Origin of the sequence: Mesorhizobium sp. ISC25 (genome assembly GCF_042295465.1) — a bacterium.
GTDB lineage: Bacteria > Pseudomonadota > Alphaproteobacteria > Rhizobiales > Rhizobiaceae > Mesorhizobium.
The window spans coordinates 2,869,224-2,890,449 of the sequence record NZ_CP135441.1 but is presented as its reverse complement, the minus strand read 5'-3'; the positions used below and the strand labels follow the sequence as shown (position 1 = coordinate 2,890,449).

General features: G+C 60.9%; 17 protein-coding genes. 15 read left to right on the top strand and 2 right to left on the bottom strand.

Annotation, left to right across the window (positions count from 1 at the left end; translation table 11 throughout):
• Nucleotides 1-4 precede the first annotated feature (4 nt).
• The 12 genes from RQ479_RS14480 to RQ479_RS14425 all read left to right on the top strand — a co-directional run bounded on the left by RQ479_RS14480 (nucleotide 5) and on the right by RQ479_RS14425 (nucleotide 16,336).
• On the top strand, nucleotides 5-1,273 hold the full coding sequence (locus RQ479_RS14480) for an ABC transporter substrate-binding protein (protein ID WP_352846120.1): 1,269 nt from the start codon (nucleotides 5-7) through the stop codon (nucleotides 1,271-1,273).
• A complete protein-coding gene (locus RQ479_RS14475; RefSeq protein WP_376705602.1) occupies nucleotides 1,270-2,292 on the top strand; it encodes a carbohydrate ABC transporter permease in 1,023 nt (340 codons plus the stop codon). The genes RQ479_RS14480 and RQ479_RS14475 overlap by 4 nt, the downstream gene beginning before the upstream one ends.
• Nucleotides 2,289-3,341 (top strand): carbohydrate ABC transporter permease, encoded by a 1,053-nt coding sequence (locus tag RQ479_RS14470; RefSeq protein ID WP_376705601.1) that lies wholly within the window; start codon nucleotides 2,289-2,291, stop codon nucleotides 3,339-3,341. The genes RQ479_RS14475 and RQ479_RS14470 overlap by 4 nt, the downstream gene beginning before the upstream one ends.
• Nucleotides 3,342-3,348: 7 nt before the next feature.
• Nucleotides 3,349-4,437 (top strand): ABC transporter ATP-binding protein, encoded by a 1,089-nt coding sequence (locus RQ479_RS14465; RefSeq protein ID WP_376705600.1) that lies wholly within the window; start codon nucleotides 3,349-3,351, stop codon nucleotides 4,435-4,437.
• A gap of 268 nt (nucleotides 4,438-4,705) precedes the next feature.
• The gene (locus tag RQ479_RS14460) at nucleotides 4,706-4,885 is read left to right on the top strand and encodes a hypothetical protein (RefSeq protein ID WP_352463935.1); all 180 of its coding nucleotides are present in this window, start codon (nucleotides 4,706-4,708) and stop codon (nucleotides 4,883-4,885) included.
• Nucleotides 4,882-5,976 (top strand): HlyD family secretion protein, encoded by a 1,095-nt coding sequence (locus RQ479_RS14455; protein ID WP_376705599.1) that lies wholly within the window; start codon nucleotides 4,882-4,884, stop codon nucleotides 5,974-5,976. Before RQ479_RS14460 ends, RQ479_RS14455 begins: the two co-directional genes overlap by 4 nt.
• Entirely contained in the window at nucleotides 5,973-7,553 is a 1,581-nt protein-coding gene (locus RQ479_RS14450; protein WP_376705598.1) for an MFS transporter, read from the top strand. Before RQ479_RS14455 ends, RQ479_RS14450 begins: the two co-directional genes overlap by 4 nt.
• Nucleotides 7,554-7,995: 442 nt before the next feature.
• On the top strand, nucleotides 7,996-11,814 hold the full coding sequence (locus RQ479_RS14445) for a PAS domain-containing protein (protein ID WP_376705597.1): 3,819 nt from the start codon (nucleotides 7,996-7,998) through the stop codon (nucleotides 11,812-11,814).
• Nucleotides 11,815-12,161: 347 nt separating this feature from the next.
• Nucleotides 12,162-14,612 (top strand): MASE1 domain-containing protein, encoded by a 2,451-nt coding sequence (locus RQ479_RS14440; protein WP_376705943.1) that lies wholly within the window; start codon nucleotides 12,162-12,164, stop codon nucleotides 14,610-14,612.
• Nucleotides 14,609-15,250 carry a response regulator gene (locus tag RQ479_RS14435; RefSeq protein WP_352449842.1) on the top strand — a complete coding sequence of 214 codons (642 nt, stop codon included), beginning with the start codon at nucleotides 14,609-14,611 and terminating at the stop codon, nucleotides 15,248-15,250. Before RQ479_RS14440 ends, RQ479_RS14435 begins: the two co-directional genes overlap by 4 nt.
• Before the next feature lie 2 nt (nucleotides 15,251-15,252).
• Entirely contained in the window at nucleotides 15,253-15,642 is a 390-nt protein-coding gene (locus RQ479_RS14430; RefSeq protein ID WP_376705596.1) for a response regulator, read from the top strand.
• The gene (locus RQ479_RS14425; RefSeq protein ID WP_376705942.1) at nucleotides 15,632-16,336 is read left to right on the top strand and encodes a response regulator transcription factor; all 705 of its coding nucleotides are present in this window, start codon (nucleotides 15,632-15,634) and stop codon (nucleotides 16,334-16,336) included. The genes RQ479_RS14430 and RQ479_RS14425 overlap by 11 nt, the downstream gene beginning before the upstream one ends.
• 266 nt (nucleotides 16,337-16,602) lie before the next feature.
• Here RQ479_RS14425 and RQ479_RS14420 read toward each other — a convergent pair whose 3' ends face one another.
• Complete coding sequence (locus tag RQ479_RS14420; protein ID WP_376705595.1) at nucleotides 16,603-17,568, bottom strand: alpha/beta fold hydrolase; 966 nt, start codon at nucleotides 17,566-17,568, stop codon at nucleotides 16,603-16,605.
• 565 nt (nucleotides 17,569-18,133) lie between these two features.
• On the opposite strand from RQ479_RS14420, the gene RQ479_RS14415 reads away from it, so the two are divergent.
• The 3 genes from RQ479_RS14415 (at nucleotide 18,134) to RQ479_RS14405 (ending at nucleotide 20,387) form a co-directional block, all read left to right on the top strand.
• Complete coding sequence (locus RQ479_RS14415) at nucleotides 18,134-19,114, top strand: alpha/beta fold hydrolase (protein ID WP_376705594.1); 981 nt, start codon at nucleotides 18,134-18,136, stop codon at nucleotides 19,112-19,114.
• Nucleotides 19,115-19,161: 47 nt separating this feature from the next.
• Nucleotides 19,162-19,524 carry a hypothetical protein gene (locus RQ479_RS14410; protein WP_376705593.1) on the top strand — a complete coding sequence of 121 codons (363 nt, stop codon included), beginning with the start codon at nucleotides 19,162-19,164 and terminating at the stop codon, nucleotides 19,522-19,524.
• Nucleotides 19,525-19,637: 113 nt separating this feature from the next.
• Nucleotides 19,638-20,387 carry an SDR family NAD(P)-dependent oxidoreductase gene (locus RQ479_RS14405; RefSeq protein WP_376705592.1) on the top strand — a complete coding sequence of 250 codons (750 nt, stop codon included), beginning with the start codon at nucleotides 19,638-19,640 and terminating at the stop codon, nucleotides 20,385-20,387.
• A gap of 267 nt (nucleotides 20,388-20,654) precedes the next feature.
• Here RQ479_RS14405 and RQ479_RS14400 read toward each other — a convergent pair whose 3' ends face one another.
• Entirely contained in the window at nucleotides 20,655-20,882 is a 228-nt protein-coding gene (locus tag RQ479_RS14400) for a DUF680 domain-containing protein (RefSeq protein WP_376705591.1), read from the bottom strand.
• Between the last annotated feature and the right edge of the window lie 344 nt (nucleotides 20,883-21,226).

Genomic DNA, 21,226 nt, shown 5'->3' with positions numbered 1-21,226 from the left:
AAGCATGAATAAGTCCCGCACTTTGCTGGCCGCGCTATCGGTCAGTCTGCTCGCATCGACCAGCGCGTTTGCCGGCGACGTGCGCATCATGTGGTATTCGGACGGTGTCGAAGGCGATGTCATCCAGGACATTCTGAACCGCTTCATGAAGGACAATCCCGACATCCACGTCACGCTCGACAACGTCGCCTACAAGGTGATCCAGGAGCAGCTGCCCATCCAGCTCGAAGCCGGCCAGGGCCCGGACATCGCCCGCGTCACCAACATCAAAGAGCTTGCCCAGCACTGGCTCGATCTCAGGCCACTGGTGGCTGACCCGAAATATTGGGAGGACAATTTCGCTGACACGCTGGACTGGATGCGCCCCGACGGCTCCAACGCCATCCCGGGTTTCATGACCCAGCTCACGCTCACCGGCGGCTTCGCCAACAAGACGCTGTTCGAACAGGCCGGCGTGCCGCTGCCCGGCGACAAGGCGACCTGGGACGACTGGATCAACGCCGCCGCCGAAGTGGCGAAGAGCCAGCAGCTTCCGGCTGCCTTCGCCATCGACCGTTCCGGTCACCGCATTTCGGGTCCGAATGTCTCCTTTGGAGCGAACTATATCGGCCCCGATGGTATGCCGGCGAAAGTGGACGACGGCACCAAGGCGTTCGTCGGCAAGCTCGTCGACTGGACCGCCAAGGGCCTAATGCTGAAGGATACCTGGGTGTCGGCGGCAGGCTCGACCTACCGCGCGGCCGCCGATGACTTCATCAACGCCCAGATCCCGTTCTACTATTCGGGCAGCTGGCAGGTCGCCAATCTGTCGACCAAGATCGGCGACAGTTTCGATTGGGTGGCAACCGGCTCGCCTTGCGGTACCGCAGGCTGTTCGGGCGTGAAGGGCGGCGCGGCGCTGGTCGCCATCAAATACACGAAGAATCCCAAGGACGTCGCCAAGGTCATGGATTATCTGGCCCGTGAAGACGTGGTGAAAGAGTTCAGCGAGCGCACGCTGTTTCTGCCCGCGCACAAGGGCGTCGTAGACAAGGGCGGGCTGAAATGGGTCTCGGCCGACAAGAACGTCGGTCCGGCGCTCGACAAATTCGTCAAGGCGGCGGGTGAAACCCTGCCGGCGGCCGATGCACTGCCGCCGTGGAAGTGGGCCAACGCTTACTTCGCCGCGCTGGTGACGCGCGTCAGCCAGGTGATGGCCGGCGAGCTCAGCCTCGACGATGCCTGGGGCAGGATCGACCAGGATATCGCCGACAAGGTTGCCGAGGCGAAGTGACTGCCGCCGCGACACTGAAGGCATGGACTGGCGCCGCCCTCGCGGCGCCGGTCGTGTGGCTGGCATCGATCGTCAACGTCCCGCTGAAGTTCTGGCAGCGCGCGACGGGCACCGGCGGCATGGCCGCGTTCTTCCTAGCCCCAAACATGGCGATCTTCGGCATTTTCGTCCTGATGCCGATGATCATCAACTTTTTCTATTCGGCCACGTCAGGAACGGCCTACTTCCTGCAGGACCGAACCTATGTGGGGCTCGAGCAATACCGGCGCCTGCTCGATTGCGGCAACTACCTGGACACTGCCACTTGCCACGAGGATCTCTTCTGGAAGGCCGTGCACAATACCGGCCTGTTCGTCGTCGTGCAGGTGGCGCTGATGACGGTCGTGTCGATGGCGACAGCGCTGATCCTGAACCGCGAGATCGTCGGGCGCAGCTTCTGGCGCGCGGTGTTCTTCTTTCCGGTGCTGCTGTCGCCCGTCGTCACCGGCCTGATCTGGCGTTGGATCCTGCAGCGCCAGGGCCTGCTCAACCTGATCGTCCATGATCTGGGCGGCGAGCCGCACAACTGGCTGACGGACCGTTTCTGGGCTTTCGCCGCCGCCGTCAGCGTTTCGGTCTGGGCACATATGGGCTTTTACACGCTCATCCTGCTTGCCGGATTGCAGGCGATCCCGCGCGACCTTTACGAAGCGGCCGAGATGGACGGCACGAAGCCGGCGCGGGTGTTCTGGCGCATCACGCTGCCGCTGCTGATGCCGAATCTGCTTGTCGTCATCGTACTGACGCTGATCCGCGCCGTGCAGATCTTCGACGAAGTCTACGTGCTGACGGGTGGAGGGCCGGGAACCTCGACCCTCTATATCACGCAGTACATCTACGAGATCGGCTTCGCCTCTCTGCTGCGCAATCCGGGGCTGGCTTCGGCGGCTTCGATCCTGATGGCGTTGGTGCTGGTCGTGCTCACCTTGGTTCAGCTGCAGGTCGGACGCAGGGGTGAGCGGAAAGGAGCCCGCGAATGAGCCGGATCGTGACATTCCTGACCCGTCGGCGCGGCGGTCGCGGCTGGCACTGGACGGATATCGTAAGCTGGCTGTGGCTGCTCGGCGGCGTTGTCGCCATGTTCGGTCCGGCCATCTGGCTGGTGGGTTCGTCATTCAAGACGCCGGCACAGCTTGCCGAGTTTCCGCCGACCATAATGCCTTATGTCAGCCAACAGGCGAGGGTTGAAGGCTACGACAAGCCGCTGGCCCTCTACAGGGTGAAGCTGCCGGATGGTTCGACCAAGGTGCTGGCCGAGGTGCGGCGCATCGGCATCATGGCGCAGATGGTGGACCCCCAGGCGCCGAACGATGTCGTCAAGGTCAACATCGCCGACCGGCAGCCGGTGCGCGAAATCGGCTTCGCGACGGAGAACTACACCGAGCCCTTCGTCCATTTCGACTTCCTGCGCTATCTGCGCAATTCGGTTTTTGTGACGGCAATGGCGACGCTGATCACGCTGCTCACCAATTCGATGGCCGCCTTCGCCTTGTCGAAATACAAGTTCCGCGGCCGCGATCTGACGATGCTTGTGATCGTCGGTACGCTGATGGTGCCGCTGTCGGTCATCCTGGTGCCGCTCTATTCGGTGGTGGGCGCCGTCGGGCTGCTCGATTCGCTATGGGGCGTGATCTTGCCGACCGTGGCGACGCCGACCGGCGTCTTTCTGCTGCGTCAATATATGCTGACCATTCCCGACGAGCTGCTCGATGCGGCGCGCATGGACAACGCTTCCGAATGGCAGATCTACTGGCGCATCGTATTGCCGCTTGCAGCACCGGCGCTCGCCGTGCTGGCGATCTTCTCCGTCGTCTGGCGCTGGAACGACTTTCTGTGGCCGCTGGTGGTGCTGTCGCGCAAGGAACTCTACACACTCCAGGTCGGCCTCAACACCTATGCCGGCCAGCTAAACGTGCAGTGGCACTACATCCTGGCGATGACAGTCGTGACGATGATCCCCGTCGTCCTCGTCTTCGTCTTCCTGCAGCGTTACATCACTTCCGGCATTGCCGGCACCGGGCTGAAGTGAGGATGTCATGGGACGGATAACGCTGACCAACATCGATCGCGCTTACGGCAAGATGAAGATCTTGCACGGCATCAATCTCGACGTCGGTGACGGCGAGATGCTGGTCCTCGTCGGCCCGTCGGGTTGCGGCAAGTCCACGCTGCTGCGGCTGATTGCCGGGCTCGATCGGCCGACCGACGGCAAGATCGAGATCGACGGGGTCGACGTCACCAACGTTTCGGCCGCACAGCGCGGTCTGGCGATGGTGTTCCAGTCTTACGCGCTCTACCCGCACATGAGCGTGCGCCAGAACCTCGCCTTCGGGCTTGAAAACATTCGTATGCCGAAGGCCGAGATCGACGCGCGGATCACGGAAGCGACGCGCATGCTGGAAATTGCTCCCTATCTCGACCGCCGGCCCGGTCAATTGTCGGGCGGCCAGAAGCAGCGCGTGGCGATCGGCCGTGCGGTGGTGCGCAATCCGACCGCCTTTCTGCTCGATGAACCGCTGTCCAACCTCGATGCCGAACTGCGCATCACCATGCGCGCTGAACTGGCGGGCCTGCACCGGCGGCTGGCAACCACGATGATCTACGTCACCCATGACCAGATCGAGGCGATGACCCTGGCGGACCGCATCGTGGTCATGCGCTCGGGGCGGATCGAACAGGTCGGCCGGCCGCTCGATCTCTACAACGCGCCGGCCAACCTGTTCGTCGCCGGCTTCATCGGCGCGCCGCGGATGAACCTGCTGCCGGTAAAGGTGCGTTCGGCAAGCGCTGGTGAGGTGCGTGTCGAAGGTCCGGGCGGGCTGTCGGCCTCGGTCGCGGCCGACGGGGTCGCGCTGAAACCGGGAGACGACGCGACGCTTGGCATCCGGCCACACGACATCCAACTTTCGGATGGCAGCAAGGGATCGGTGGAAGCGCGGGTAACGCTGGCCGAGGCGTTGGGACCGGAAACCGTTGTCCACGCCACCATTGCCGGCGATAGCAAACTCATCGCCGTTCTCAAGCAGCAGGGCGTTGAATCGCAAGAGCCGCCGATCAACCTCGCTCTGCCGCCGGAGCGCATGCATCTCTTCGATTCCGCCGGGCTGCGTGTCGCACCGCGTTAGCCGGCGGCAAGATAGCGGGTTGCTTTCATGAACCGTCGCAACTGTTGCGCGCTTGTCAAAACAGGGGAACATTAAGACAACCGAACTCTTCAAGAGGGCGCTCTCTGCGATCATTGCTGCCACGGTCTTCGGCAATGCGAAGGTTCGCGCCGGCACGTTCGCGCGCCTGAGGAATCCGGCTGACTGATAATACGACCTGTGCTGAGGTTCAGTACGAACCACTGATCAGGGCAGATGGGATGTTCGTCCGCGTGATAGCGGCGAGGCCGTGAAATCCGCGATCGTTCTGCAGTTCTGCTTTGTTGCAGAACCGCAGCTCGACGGAGACGTTCTCGTGAAACTGTACTGCGCACCGTGGGCTTCCAGCCTCGCCGAATATCTCGCTCTTCGGGAGGCGGATACCTCCTTCGACAGCGAGCGCATCGACCGGATGTCGAGGCAATCATGAGCCGAGCCCGCAAGATCGCAATCGCCATCGTTGCCCTCATGGTGATTCCAATGGCAGCTATTTGGAGCTGGCAGTGGTTCACAAGGGGCCGGTTCGAGGAAACGACCGATAACGCCTATCTCCGCGGAGACATTACCAGCATCGCTCCGAAGCTCGCCGGTTACGTCGTCAAAGTCGACATAGACGACAATGCCAGTGTGTCAAAGGGTGCTGTCCTGTTTCGCATCGACGACAGCGACTACAAAGCCAAGGCGGAGCAGGCGAAAGCCAACGTCGCCGCCCGGCAGGCGGAAATCGCCAACATCAAGGCGACCCGTGAACTGCAGGACGCATTGATCGCGCAGGCTGAGGCGCAGAAGCAATCTGCCGCAGCCGACCTGCAATTCGCCCGCGCCAACCTGAACCGCTACGTCACGCTGCAGAAGAACGGGACCGCAAGCGATCAGAAGCTGCAGGATGCGCAGGCCGGCCATGACAAGGCAAAGGCATCGCTGGATGGTGCAGAGGCCAATCTGCTGGCTCAAAAGTTGAAGCTCGGTGTCCTGGATGCACAATTGTCCGGTGCGCAGGCAGCCCTGTCGCAGGCACAGGCAGCGCTCGACCTGGCAATGCTCGACCTGGCCAACACCGTCGTGAGGGCCCCGGTCGACGGCATCGTCGGCAATCGCCAGATCCGTGTCGGCCGCTATGTCAACCCAGGGACAGCAGCCCTGGACATCGTTCCGGTTAACGATGTCTGGATCGTCGCCAACTTCAAGGAAACACAGCTGAAGCAGGTTGAGATCGGCCAACGGGTCCGTGTCATGGTTGACGAATATCCAGATCTGCAAATCGACGGCCTTGTCGACAGCTTCGCTCCGGGCAGCGGCGCGGCATTCAGCCTGCTGCCGCCGGACAATGCCACCGGAAACTTGATCCGCGTCGTCCAACGCGTGCCGGTCAAGATCAGGATGACGCGCAATCCGTTGCCCGGCCGCCTGGTTCCGGGACTCTCGGCTCGTGTTGCCATCACCGTCGGCACCAAGGATGCTCCGGCAGTAGCGCAGGAAATGCAGACAGGCGGGACAGCGGACGGGCGCTCAGCACAATGATGCACCTCGCCGAAACGGCGGCTGTGCAGTGCCATCCCGGCACCCTGCGCGCTTCCTTGATAGCAACCGGCGTTGTGCTGGCCGCCTTCATGGACGCGGTCGCATCCACTGCACTGTCCATCGGCCGGATCGACATGCTCGGCGACACCTACGCAACCTTGGACGAACTGGCGATGATCGACGTTGTTTTCATCGCGGCCAAGCTGACGGCGTTCCTTGTCGCTCCGCTTCTTGTGACGGCAGCCAGGCCGACCGCCTGCCTGCGCGCGGGGGTTGTCGCCCTTCTGCTGGCATCCGCGGCCTTGACGTTGTCGGTGGACCTCACCTGGATTTGCATCTGCCGCATTGTCCAAGGGCTGGCTGGCGGCACAGTTCTCGTCGCCGGCCAGACACTGCTGTTCTTTCGGTTCCCGCACCGGCATCAGCCGGTCGTTCAGGCGGTTTTTGCCGTAGGCGCCGTCATGGCTCCGACAACCGTCACGCCGGCCCTGCAGGGCTGGCTTGTCGATCATCTGACCTGGGAGTGGATATTCCTGAGCATCATTCCGCTCGGCATCGTCTCCCTTGTCCTGTTGGCGGCGGACGGCGATCGGGCCTTTTGGCGGAAAACCAGGTTTCCTGCCGTCGAGATATTGTTGCTCGGCATCAGCGCCGCGCTTTTGACCTACGTCCTGCTGCAAGGCAGCAGGTTCAACTGGTTCGACGACACCGACATCACCTTCCTTGCCGCAACCGGTGTGACGGCTGCCGGCCTCCTGGCCGTCTGGGAGACCCGCTTTCGTTCAGAAGGCTCACTGCTGGCCATCTCGCCCCTTGGCAATCCGGACTTTCGCTTTGGCCTTCTCGTCAGCTTCGTCGCCGGCTCTGCCCTTTCAGGCAGCGCCTATCTCATTCCGGCTTTTGCCCTCAACGTGCTCGATTTTACCGCCACGGGCGCAGGAGTGCTTCTGCTGCCCAGCGGAGCCATGCTCGCGCTTGGACTTCTGTTGTCCGGCTTCGTCATCCAAAGGACCGGGATGCGCCCGATCACGCTTGCGCCATTTGGCATTCTGCTCTTCGCAGGCGCCATGTGGCTGCTGTCCGCTTCGACGAGCGGTAGCGGATCACCGGACCTGACCCTTGCTCTGCTGCTGCGAGGATTCGGCCTCGGCCTTCTGTTCGTGGCATTGACACTGGTTACGCTGCAGGGCCTTGCCGCCAATGCGCTGCCGTTCGGCATCGGGCTGTTCAACTTCGGCAAGCAGGTGGGCGGTCTGACCGGCACAGCCCTCTTGCAAACGTATATTGATCACCAGAATGTCCACAATCGGACGATACTGGCGTCCCACCTCGTCAATGGCGATCCAGCCGTAGACCAGCGCTTGAGAGCCACTGCGAACGCTTTGGCGAACAGTGTCGACAGCAGTGCGGCGACCAAGGCCGCGCTGCCGCTGCTGCAGCGCGCGCTTGAGAAGCAGGTCGCCACGATCTCGTTCGACGAAGCTTTCTTCGCACTCGTCCTGCTGTTCGCGGTCGCTGCGCCCTGTCTCATTGTCGCCAAACAATTGCTCGGCCGCCAAGCCGCTCCGCAGAACTAAAACCGCGTCCACGCCCTATACTTTGGAACAGATGTATTGGTCGGGAGAGGCTTCCAGATTATCTCATGAGCCGTGTCAACTGGACGAGATGGGGATGACGAATGCAGGGGTTTTTCCGGTTTCGCTCTGCAGCCAACGGAGAGGCAGGCGAGGGTCTTACCTGTCCGGCGCGCGCTTTCCAGCGGTGAGTGGCGCTGCCACTCTTTGATGCGTCATTCCAGTCGCTCCTTGCACGAGGCGATCGTTACGCGCGCAGGAGAATCCGGCCTTTTCCAGCTTCCGTAAAGGCGGCCGCAGCACCCACATTCCGTGTAATGCACGGATGTCCATGAGACGCGGGGGCATGGCGGTATTAGACTTGGGGCCGTGAGTTCGCCTGTCCAGATAGGGAACAAGTGCTATACGAAGCGCTGACAGTTCCTTTGTGCGGCAGGAGTAGCCCATGACAGCAGCGTCCAACTCATTTGACGAAACCGACTCCGAAGCATTGCGAGCGGCGCGGATCATCGAAAACGTGGTCGGTAACGCATGGGCGACCGACGCCGCCGGCAAATTCACCTACGTGACTCCGGCGGCGCTTTCGCTTCTTGGCATGACGTTGGAGGAACTCAATTCGCCTTCGGAAGAGGGCCGTTCCGGTTGGAAGCGGATAATCCATCCAGACGATTATGACGGCGCCGTCGCCACATGGCGTCGCTGTCTGCAATCAGGTGAGCATTACAATGTCGAGCACCGCATTTTGCGCCCGAGTGGTGCTTACGGTTGGGGGCGAAGTTCGGGACAGCCATTGCGCGACAGCCAAGGTCGTATCCATGCATGGTACGGTGCAGTGATTGACGGCGATGTTCCGTCCGTCGTCAGTAAGCGATTCGCGGATGTCGCCAATGCTGCGCTTGAGGAAAAAGCCGCGCCCGACGTACCGCATTCGCTGAGGGGTATTCATCCGGACGACCGGGCTGCGGCGGCTCATGCGGCCGCGCGCGCCTTCTGGACGGGCGTCCCACAAGTCACAAGACATCGGCAACTCCAGGCCGACGGTAACTATCGTTGGTCCGAAACCCGCTCAGAGCCGGGGTACAGTGTAAGTGTCGATATCGACGATCTGGTGACAGACAGGGAGCCTCGGCCAACTACGACAGGGTCAGACCCGTCGGGCGAAAACGAAGCCGAAGCAATCCGGTCGGCGAGGGTCGTCGAGAGCATATTCGGCAACGGATGGGCATTCGATGCGGCCGGTAGGTGGATCTACCTGCACCCGTTTGCCCAGAATTCCCTCGGGGTGACGCTGGAGGATCTGAATGCTTCGTTGAAGGAGGGTCATACCGGCTGGAAGCGGTTGCTTCATCCGGATGACTATGACCAGATCGCCGCCGCATGGCGTCACTGCCTGGAGACCGGCGATCATTTTAATGTCGAGTTTCGCTTTCGGCGCGCGACCGGCATCTATGTCTGGGCTCGAACCGCGGCACGACCAGTGCGCGACAGTCAAAGTCGTATCACGGGATGGTTTGGCATCGCGCTCGACATCGACGTTTACAAGAAAACCGTGGCGGCGTTGCGCTATCGGGAGCGTGAGCTCTCACAGCTCGTGGACATGGTTCCGAGCCACATCTGGCGGCTGGCTCCGGACGGCGAGCCGATTTTCTTCAACAAGCGCATGGTCGATTTCCTCGGCCTGAACGTAACGGATGCGGACAAGCCGGGGATGAGTCGGCTGGAGGTGGTCATAGAGACAATCCATCCAGACGACGCAGCAGCGTTCCGAAACGCGCTCCACCATTGCCTCGCCACCGGCGAGCCCTTCTCTATGAGACATCGCCTGCGCCGCGCCGACGGCGTCTATCACTGGATGTCGAGCCGGGCGGACCCGATACGGGATCAGGACGGACGCATTGTCCAATGGTATGGCCTCTGTCTCGACATCGATGATGAGGTGCGCGCGCAAGAGGCGTTGCGCGATCGGGAGCGCGAGCTCTCGCAACTCGTGAACATGGTCCCGGTCCAGATCAGGCGTCTGACGCCGGACGGCGAGCCGACCTTCTTCAACAAGCGCTTGCTGGACTTTTTCGGTCTGGACGACGTAGCGGCTTTGGACAAGCCGGGCATGAGCCGGCTGGCTGCAGTCATAGGGACCCTCGTCCATCCCGATGATGCGGCTAACTTGCTGGAGACGGCCCGCCACTCCTTCGCCACCGGCGCCCCCTTCTCCTTGAAGTATCGTATGCGTCGTGCGGATGGTGCGTATCGCTGGGTTGATGGCCGCGGGGAACCGCTGCGAGATCAAAGCGAAGCGATTGTGCAATGGTACGTAGTTTCCATCGACATCGATGATGAGATGCGCGCACAGGACGCGCTGCGCAATCGGGAGCGGGAGCTCTCGCAACTCGTGGATATGGTTCCCAGCCTGCTCTGGCGGTTGAGCCCAGAGGGCGAGCCGACCTTCTTCAATAAGCGCCTGGTAAATTTTCTCGGCATGAACATAGCAGACACAGACAAGCAGGGCATGAGCCGGCTGACAGCCCTCATAAAAGCCGCCGTCCATCCCGATGATGCGGACAGCCTTAGGGAAGCGCTCAACCATTCCCTCGTCACCGGCGAGCGCTTCTCCAAGAAGTATCGCCTGCGGCGTGCGGATGGCGTCTACCGCTGGGTGGAAGGCAGCGCGGAGCCACTGCGGGATGAGAGCGCACGCATCGTCCAGTGGTACGGCCTCTCACACGACGTCGATGATCAGCTGCGCGTCGAAGAGGCGCTGCGACGCAGCGAGCGGCAGCTTCAGCAGCTCATTGATACAGTGCCAATGCAGATCTGGTGCGTAACGCCAGGCGGCGAGCCCGCATACATTAACAAAACTATGGTGGACTATATCGGCCTGAAGCTGGAAGATTTTGATGCTCCAGGATTGCCGAGCGCCATTGAAACGATCGTCCATCCGGAGGACAGGGCTGTATTGCTGGGAGCTCTAACCCATTCCTTTAGCACGGGTGAACCGTTCGGGCTGAAGTTTCGCAACCGTCGATGGGACGGTGCATACCGCTGGACTGAGGGACGCGCGGATCCGCTTCGCGATGAGAGCGGTCGCACAATACGGTGGTACGGCGCCAACGTCGACATCCACGATTTTGTAATTTCTCAGGAAGCGCTGCGAGAAAGGGAGCGCTCGCTCTGGCAACTCGTCGAAACACTGCCCGTAATGATCGATTGCGCTGCGCCGGACGGCGAGCCGATATATCGCAGCCAGCAGCTCCGCGAATTCCTCGGCTACGAACTTGAGGAATTGGATGATGCGGGAAAATCCCGGTTGGCCGGCACACTCGACGCCGGCGTTCATCCCGACGACGTCGCGGGAGTCAAGGAGCAGTACGCACATTCGTTGTCGACCGGCGAGCCATACTCGCGGAAGCACCGTCTACGGCGCTTCGATGGCGAATATCTCTGGGTCGACACGCGCGCGGCGCCGATGCGCAATGCCGAAGGCGCCATTGTGCAGTGGAATGTCATCTGCCTGGACATCGACGGTGAGGTTCGGGCGCAGGAGGAGCTGCGTCTGGCGCAAGAGCGACTTGCACGGGCGAGCCAGGCGGCAAGCCTCGCCGAGCTTTCGGCGTCTATCGCGCATGAGGTGAACCAGCCACTGGCAGCGATCGTGGCCAACTCACACGCCTGCTATCGTTGGCTGGCCGCCGATCCCCCGAACCTCGAGCGCGCGAAGATCACGGCCGAACGCATCATCCGCGACGCCAACTCGGCGGCGGATGTCGTCAGCCGCATCCGCGCCTTGTTCAGGCCATCGCTTGAAATGAGAACCAGCATGCCGATCCCAAGTGTCATTGCGGAAGCGCGTGACCTCATGGCTGAGGAAGCCATGCGGCGTCGCGTGCGCATGGATGTCGACATCGAAAGCAACCTTCCGCTCGTTGCGTTCGATCGCGTCCAGATCCAGCAGGTCTTGGTCAATCTCGTCCGCAACGGCGTGGAGGCGATGGACGCCATTGCTGGCGACAAGGTTCTTGGGATACGCGCGCGCCGGATAGAGGACAAAATCCAGATCGATGTCAGCGACCGCGGCCCAGGAGTCGAGCATCCTGACAAGATATTCGAGTCGTTCTTTACGACGAAAGGGAACGGAATGGGCATGGGGCTCGCGATCTCCCGTTCGATCGTGGAGTCTCACGGCGGACGCCTTTGGGCGGAGAATAGCGTGCCGCGTGGGGCGACATTCATCTTCACCCTCCCGGTTGAAGCGAAAGCTGCGCAATAACTGGCGGCGCTCAGTCAGCGCTTGGTTTTTTTGGCTCTCGGTGAAGGGGCGCCGCCGCCCCGTGCAATGCATGGATTTCCATGAGGTGCGGTTGAGGCCTGGCGGGACTAGGGTGGCGACGTGAGTCCGTCAGCCCAGTCCAGCTATCAAGAGCAAGTGCTACACGAAGCGCCGACAATCTCCAGAGTTTGTTTGTCCGTCAGGGGCACCCGATGACGACAGCGCCCAACTCACTTGGCGAGACCGATTCCAACGCAATGCGCGCGTTAACGCATGACTTGGACCGATCCGGACCGGGAACTGGCCGACCTTTCGCGACGAATGAACCGGGCCTGATTCGCGGCAACATGATCAGCGATCTTGAAAGAGGCAGGTTATCGCGCGTCTGGTCGCACCGTCCCCAATTCTTGCATCTGGGGCTTTTTATTACGGCCTATTTCCTGGGCTGCGGCTTCGCCCAGTCGCTCGCAATCACACCTGGAACAGGGATTTCCATTTGGCCTCCGAGCGGGCTTTTCATCGCTACGCTTGTCTTCGCCTCCAGGTATAGCTGGCTGTGGTGGGTGTTAGGGGCCTGTCTGGCCGAACTGTTCAGCAACTTCTTGTGGTTCCACACTCCGCTGCCCGCGGCCTTCCTGATCTTTGCCGGCAACGCTCTTGAAGCGGTGGCCGGCGCATGGCTTGTGAACCAGACCTGCAAGCGCCCAGTTCGGCTGGAAACATTGCGGGACGTTCTTGCATTCGTCGTACTGGCCGCCGGAATTGCGCCAGTTGCAAGCGCGACGGTGGGAAGTGCGGCGCTTGCGTGGTTTGGCATACAATCGCAAACCTTTGCGACGGCTTGGCCACTGTGGTGGATCGGAGACGCGACGGGAGTCCTGATCGTAGCTCCACTGGCGCTGGTCGTGTTCCAGAACTGGCGCGGAAAGGCGCAGCTCTCGGCAGCGCGATGGATGGAAGCCTGCGTCCTGGGGCTGATCTTTCTTGGTATCGCCGCCCTTTCCTTGAGCGGCTATCTGCCCTTCGCCTACATCATCATGCCGCCTCTTCTTTGGGCCGCGGTGCGTTTTGAGTTCAGAGGCGCCGCCGTAGCATTGACCGTCCTCGCTCTGATCACGGCGGTATTCACGATATCCGGCGCCAGCCAATTTGCGGGCGATCCCGAGTCCCAGAAGCACAACCAGATCATGCTGCAGCTTTTTCTGGCCATCTCGGCATTTTCGGCGCTCGTCGTGGCCGCCATATCCCGGCAGCATCAGGCGGCGGTGCTCAATTTGCGTGAAAGCCTTGAGGCATTGGGCGACCGGGAGCGGGAGCTCTCGCAGCTTGTCGACATGGTTCCGAGCCACGTTTGGCGCCTGAGGCCCGATGGCGATCCGACCTTTTTCAACAAGCGCATGGTCGACTTTCTCGGCCTGGACGTAACGGATTTGGACAAACCGGGCATCAGCCGGCTGGCGGCGATGATAAAGGCCGGCGTCCATCCGGACGACGCAGCATCATTCGGCGATACGCTCAGTCACTGCCTCGCCACCGGCGAGCGCTTCTCCATGAGGTATCGCTTGCGCCGCGCCGATGGCGTCTATCACTGGATGTCGAGCCGGGCGGAGCCGATGCGCGATCACACTGGCCGCATCGTCCAGTGGTACGGCCTCTGTCACGACATAGACGATCAAATGCAAGCTGAAGAGGCCCTGCGGCGGAGCGAATTGCAGCTTCAGCAGATGATCGACGCTGTGCCGGTCCGCATCTGGAGCGCGGTGCCGACCGGCGGGCCGGTCTACTTCAACAAGCGATACCAGGACCATTTCCGCTCCGTGATCGCTGACTTCGAAGCACTCGGAGAGCCGCGCATCGAGGAATTGCTGCAAGAACTGGTTCATCCCGAAGATGCTCCCGAGGTGCTGCGCACGTTGCTGACCTGTTTCGAAACAGGCGTTGGTTCCGCCATGCGGTTTCGCTGGCGCGAAACAGATGGCTATCGCTGGGCGGAGTGCAGGGTCGAGCCGCGGCGTGATGAAGGCGGGGCGGTTGTGCAATGGTACGGCGTTTCCCTCGACATCGACGAAGAGGTGCGCGCGCGGGAAGCGCTGCGACAAGCCTCCGACAAACTCGCGCAAGCCACTCAGGCTGCAAGTCTCGCCGAGCTTTCCGCTTCGATCGCGCACGAGGTGAATCAGCCGCTGGCCGCGATCGTCGCCAATTCCCATGCATGCCACCGTTGGCTGGGCGCCGTCCCGCCGAACGTCGAACGCGCGAAGATTACGGCCGAGCGCATTATCCGGGACGCCAATTCGGCGGCGGACGTCGTCGGCCGCATCCGTGCACTGTTCAAGCAATCGACCGAGACGAGGACCAATGCGACGCTCAGCAGTGTCATCGCAGAGGCACGCGACCTCGTGGCCGAGGAAGCGATGCGGCAGGGCGTTCGCGTCAGCGTTGATGTCGCAAGCGACATTCCGCTAGTCGCGTTCGATCGCGTCCAAATCCAGCAGGTTCTGGTCAATCTCATCCGCAACGGCATGGAGGCGATGGACGATGGAGCTATCAGCATCCGCGTGCGCCATATCGGGGATGTTGTCCAGACCGAAGTCAGCGATCGCGGCCGGGGCGTCGAGTTTCCCGACCGGATATTCGAACCGTTCTTTACCACGAAAGAGCAAGGGATGGGCATGGGACTGGCGATCTGCCGTTCGATCATCGAGTCGCACAGCGGGCGTTTATGGGTCGAGAAGAACGAACCGCGTGGAGCGACGTTTATCTTCACGTTGCCGATTGAAGCGAAAGCAGCGTCATGACGACGGACGGCCAAATTGTCTTCATCGTAGATGACGATGAACGCATCCGGGAGGCGCTCAGTGAGCTTCTGGCCGCGCACGGCATGCGTGCCGTAGCGTTCGGATCGGCGGGCGATTATATCCGCGCTGACAAGCCGGACGTCCCTGCCTGCCTCATCCTCGATATCGAGTTGCCGGATATTAACGGCCTCGATCTGCAGCGGCAGATTGCCGAGGGCGATCATCCGCCGATCGTTTTCCTGACAGGACATGGCGATATCCCGTCCTCCGTACGTGCGATCAAGCACGGCGCCGTGGATTTCCTGACTAAGCCCTTCAGCGATGCAGACCTCATGGCCGCAATCCATGCAGCGATTGCCCAGGATCGGGTACAGCGATCGGAGCGCGCCGAGCTGGGCGTGCTGAAGCAACGTTATCTCGAGCTGACGCCGCGCGAACGTGAGGTGCTGCCGCTGGTGGTCAGCGGCCTGCTCAACAAGCAGGCCGCCGCTGAACTGGGGATCAGCGAAGTTACGCTGGAAATTCATAGAAGGAACGTCATGCAGAAGATGGTCGCGGCGTCGCTCGCCGACCTAGTGCGCATCGCCGAGCGATTGGGAATACCGATCACGCACTCGCGCAGGGCAGGGGGGAGCTGAGCGTGAGCAAGCGGAGGCCTGTCGTGGCGATTGTCGACGATGACCCAAGACTGCTCGAGTCGCTGGAGGACCTCTTGGAGTCCGCCGGCTATGTGGCGTGCAGCTTCTCGTCGGCGAGGTCGTTGCTGGTCAGCGGCCTGTCTGGATTGGACATGCTTATCACCGACATCGGGATGCCCGGCATGGACGGCTTTGAACTTCGCGACTTGGTCAAGAAGGCGCGTCCGGATCTGCCTGTGTTCCTGATCACCGGCCGCCACGAGATAGTGGATCAGCACCGTGCCAAGGGCGTTGGCAGGCTTTTCCGCAAGCCGTTCGATGGCCAGGCACTGCTTGCGGCGATCGGCGACGCTTTACGCAACCCAGAAACGGAGCCCAAACATGAGAGTTGACCTATTGCCCTTACGGCGATCGACGCCGTCATCACAGCAGCGGAGGGCTGAAGCCGAGCAGCCGCTGGTCATTATTGTCGATGATGATGCCTCTGTTCGGGAGGCGCTGTCTGAATTGATCCTGTCGGCGGGTTTTCTGCCGGTGTGCTTTACCTCGACCCGTGAATTGCTTGATGCCGACGTGTTGGAGAGCCCCGGCTGCTTGATCCTCGACGTGCGCATGCCAGGGACGAGCGGTCTCGATCTGCAGAACCATCTTGCGAAAAACGGCAACCCCAAACCCATCATCTTCCTGACCGGGCATGGTGACATCCCGATGACTGTCCAGGCGATGAAAGCCGGCGCCGTGGACTTTCTCACCAAGCCGGTGCGGGATCAGACCCTGCTTGACGCCGTGATCACGGGCATTGCGGTCGACGCCAAGCGGCGGGCGGATGCGGTGATCGTCAAGCGCAACATCGAGCGCGTCGAGACGCTGACGCCGCGCGAGCGCGAGGTTCTCCGAGAAGTGGCGCGCGGACGCCTCAACAAGCAGATCGCCTTCGACCTCGGCATCAGTGAAGTGACGGTCAAGCTTCACCGCGGCAATGTCATGCGGAAGATGGAGGCCGCTTCTATCGGTGAGCTGATCCGGGCGTGGGAAACGCTGCCCGCGCCGATGCGCGAGGCCGGCGCGGCCAAGACTTTCGAATAGGCTGAACCATGCCTCCGTCCGATAAGATCCCCAGGCGGCGGGCGCTTCTTCGTTAAGAAAAGCTTGCCCAGGACCATCCGGACTCAGAAAACCTTTATAGAGCTTAGAGCGATAACCGCCGCGTGTAATCTGATGTTGACGCTGCACTGCCAAGTTCCTGCCGCGCGTCGCCAGCTGGCAGCGGCGCATTGGGAAAGCTTTGGAGCGGCCGTATCTCCATCACGACGACTATCGCTAAATGTCGTGCCTTCAGGCATCAGCGAAGCTTAGTATGCTGGTGGCAGGAACTCGATCAGGGCTTTGGTGACGGCGGCTGGCTGCTCCTCCGGAACCCAGTGGCCTGAGCCCTCGACTACTACGGCGTGTACGTTTTCGGCGACGTGGCGGAGATGGTCTTCGTACATCGATCCTAAGCCACCTGAGCCGCTTATTCCGAGTACCGGCATCGTTAGCTTGTGTTTTGCAAAGGCTTTGTTCTGCTCTTCGTCACGGGGAAAGGCTCGGTAGTACTCGAAGCCTGCGCGCAATGCGCCAGGCTGGGCATAGGAACGGCCGTAGACTTCGTCGGCTTCGTTGTCGAACGCGCGAGTATTTACCCCCTCTGCATTGTGAAACCACTTTAAATACTCAAGCTCGCGACCGGCAATGAGCATTTCCGGTACGTCGCGTACGGAATGGAAGCGAAAATGCCAAGTGCGAGGGCCTTGGATCAATTCGTTCCATGGTTCGATGCCTGGCAGTGGAACGTCAAGGATGGTTAGTGTGGTGACTTCCTCCGGGTGCTGCGCCGCATAGGAATAAACCACCATGCCACCCATATCGTGGCCGACAAGATTGACGACCGGACCAAGGTTCAACTGATTGACGAGTGCGTGAATATCCTCGGCAATCGACGCCTTTTCGTAGCCGGCCGCAGGCTTGGCGGTGTCCCCCAAACCGCGCAAATCGGGCGCAAGTACAGTGTAACCGCGCGCCACCAGTTGTGGCATTACAAAGCGCCACATGTATGAGGTCGTGCCCCAACCGTGCAACAACACAACAGTTTTCGGGCCGCCTACCGCCAGCAAATAGTGATAGACCACGCCGTTAACGTCGGCCTTGCCGTCGACGATACGTGCTGACAGGTCAGTCGAATGTCCGAGCGGCACGTCTGAGTGCGGAGCGTTGGCAGCAGTCGATGGTCCGGCAGCAAGGACCGCAATGAGGAAACCAGAAAGAAAGCTAAGGCGCATTAAAGCACTCCGGGATTGTGAGGTCCAAAGGGCTCCAAGAGCGGCAAATGCCACTTAATGTCTATAAAACGAAAGCTAGCGGATCTTTGGCCTGATGCTTACACGCAGTATACATAAGTATATACGCTTTTAACCGGCGGTGAGTTGATTCCTCAGTATAAGGACCACATTGGCAAATCTTGTCGCGCTGTGTTCGGGCGATGACTTGCTCCTGATCAGCCGCTTTGCGTTTTGAGAAGCGGATCCTCATACGGACAGATAGGTTCTGTTTGTAGCCGCTGCCGCACGAGCGGCGCTTCGCGCACGACACTAACGTCATGGCAATTTTAGCCCACCTCGGCGACAGCTCCAGGACCTCGGGGTGCCTGCCCTGCACCTTGGCATCGTATGACAGATGCTTCCGTAGAATAGGTTCGCGGCCCGGATCGACGCATCTTGTTCTTGCAAGCCATCACGACCGTCGGGTTCGAGCGCTCCTCGCTCGCTCCTCCCCGAACGCGACCGCACAGGCCGACTCGACGGTCGTGATGGTGAGCAGGATGTTCAAAGCACATGGATGGACATGATGAACAAGGATGGACTTTTCTCCGTCGGCGGATCTCGCCGCGATGTCTTGTTGGCAGGTCTGATCTCTACGGTTGCCGCCGGACTGCCCCGCGCTGCTTCGGCAACGAGCCGAAAGCAAAACCTTCCCTCTTCCCCCTCAATCAAAGGAACCAAGACGATGAGCACCATCACGACCAAGGACGGCACCGAAATCTACTACAAGGATTGGGGCAAGGGTCCTGTCGTCACATTTTCGCACGGATGGCCGCTGAATTCCGACGCCTGGGACAGCCAGATGCTCTTTCTTGCCCATAACGGCTTCCGCGTCGTTGCCCATGACCGGCGCGGCCATGGCCGATCGAGCCAGGCCACGTCCGGCAACGACATGAACGGCTATGCCGACGATCTTGCAGCCGTGATCGAGGCGCTGGATCTCCGGGACGCCACATTGGTCGGCCATTCGACCGGAGGAGGCGAGGTTGCTCGCTATATCGGACGGCACGGGACGAAGCGGGTGGCCAAGGCTGTCCTTATCGCTGCGGTTCCGCCGATCATGGTGAAGACGCTGGCCAATCCGGAAGGTCTGCCGATCGAAGTATTCGACGGCATAAGGGCTGGCCTCCTCAAGGATCGCTCGCAGCACTACCTGGATCTCGCACCGTCGTTTTATGGTGCAAACAGGCCAGGCGCCATGGTCTCCCAGGGGATTCTGGATCAGTTCTGGCTCTGGAGCATGCAGGTCGGTCTCGTGAACGCATATGAATGCGTCAAAGCGTTCTCCGAAACCGACTTCACCGAGGACCTCAAGAAGTTCGATATACCGACGCTGATCCTGCATGGCGAGGACGACCAGATCGTCCCGGTCAAGGATTCGTCAGTCAAGTCGGCGCGGCTGATCAAGGGTGCAAAGGCCATATATTACCCCGGGGCGCCCCACGGGATCACGGCCACGCACCAGGACCAGGTCAACGCCGATCTGCTCGCCTTCATCAAAGGATAGCGTTCCTGCAATCACGACCGCTCGTCGCCTATGCAATGGAGAGGTCAATGACCATCTTTGGCAACCTCTCGCGGGGTTTGAACCGCATGTCAGGCGGCCCGCGAGGCCAAACTTTATGCGCTCGCATAGCCGAGCGCTGGCCCGAATGCTGGTTCTGTCGGCTTATGTCTCGGATTGTGGAAGCGAACCACTGCGCCATCGAGCTGGAGCGCTGGCAAAGGCGCGAAACATATGCTGCGCCACGGCTGCCATTCGGGCAACTGCGGCTGTGCAGCGCGGAGGCGATCGCCGGCGTTCGACACTACGTCGCGCTATCGGGGGTCGTCGCCGCGCGCTTGTTCTGCCTTGAAGGCCAAAGTGCTCTCGAAGACGTCAAACTGGCTAAGCGCCGGGAGTTTATCAATCGGTAGTCGTTTGCGATTGCCGCTCATTTTGGCGGTCTCAATTCGGCGTGAAATTTTCTTGGCCAGCAGTTGCGACTATCGCAGCAGCGCCGGCACAATTTTTCGAAGGCAGGTACGATATGGGCGTACTATCAGGCAAGATCGCGGTGGTCACCGGCGGAAACAGCGGGATCGGACTATCGGCTGCAAAAATCTTTGCCGCCGAGGGCGCGCAAGTCGTCATTACCGGCCGCCGGCGGCAGGCGGTCGAGGAAGCGGTCGCACAGATCGGGGCAGGCGCGCTGGGCATTCAGGGAAATGTGGCCGACGTGGCGCACCATGATGAGGTGGCGCAGCAGATCCTCCAGAGGTTCGGGGCGCTCGACATCTATATGGCGAACGCCGGAATAAACACCATCACGCACTCGGCCGACGTCTCCGAGGCAGAATATGATGCGCAATTTGCCGTCAACACGCGAGGCGTCTTCTTCGGCGTCCAGAAGCTGATTCCGATCATGCGGAACGGCGGCGCAATCATCCTCACAGGCTCGCTTGCCAGCGAGAAGGTTCTGGACGGTCATGCTGTTTACGCGGGCTCGAAGGCCGCCATAAATGCCTTTGCGCTCGCTTGGGCGATCGAACTGAAGTCTCGCGGCATCCGGGTCAACGTGCTCAGCCCAGGTCCGGTGGATACGGCTATTCTCGATAAGCTAGGCGTGCCGTTTGAGCAGCGCGGGCTGTTTGAAAAGGCGATGGCGGAGGCAATACCCCTGGGCCGGATGGGGCAGCCGGAAGAGCTGGCAAAAGCCGCGCTGTTCCTTGCCTCGGACGCGAGCAGTTTCGTCACGGGCATCAATCTGCGGGTCGACGGCGGGATGGCAGTGCTCTGAGCCACGACTGCGATGTCGTCGCGCCAATAGACCGCCGAATAACGCCTGAGCAATCGGTCTTCCTCACGACGATTTTCCGGGAAGCTGCCGCACGATTCCCGCCAAATAGGTCGGAGGCGAGACGTTTCGTCGACGTGGTGCAAATTGAGCCACGTAAGCGGCAAGAGTCGCATTGCAGGGATCGACGCGCAAGAGAGAAGTCGGCTCGCCGACACGGCGGAAGGACCGAGATCACGCCCCGGCCCTTCAATTTTCTGTTGGTCTGGATCAGTGACCCCAGATGCCCTGGCCATATTCATCGTTGGGAACAGTCGGCTTGCGTACGGTTTTCGGCACCCCGGTATCGCTGTTCATTTTTCTGATCGAGGATGTATACATGTTGTCAGACGCAGTCGCAGGCTGCTGGGTTCCGTTTGATCCATAGTGGTCGCTTCCGGCAATGGCGCTTCCTGCTGTAATAACAAGCGCGGCGACAGCAAGGACTGTCATTTTCATTTCAGTAACTCCATTAATAGCTTGGATGGTATTCACCCATACAAATATAAATGTCGTGACGCAGCGACACGATCAGACGGTCCGGCTGTTTGACCCATACCAAGGCATTGGGCGATGCGGGCCGAAGGCCAGGAACTATGTCGTTGACGAGAGGAGGCTTTTGCTGCCGGGCCGAGCATTGTCAGGCGGAAATCGTGTTCGATCCGGCCGGCTGACCAGCGCTCAACGGATCGACTGCGCCAGGTACTGGCCACGGCGGCAGCGGCGTCTTGCAAAGACAGCTCTCCGGCCCGCGCGCCCTCAGTGTCTGTTCCGGCGGCTGCCGACAGTGCACACCCGGCATA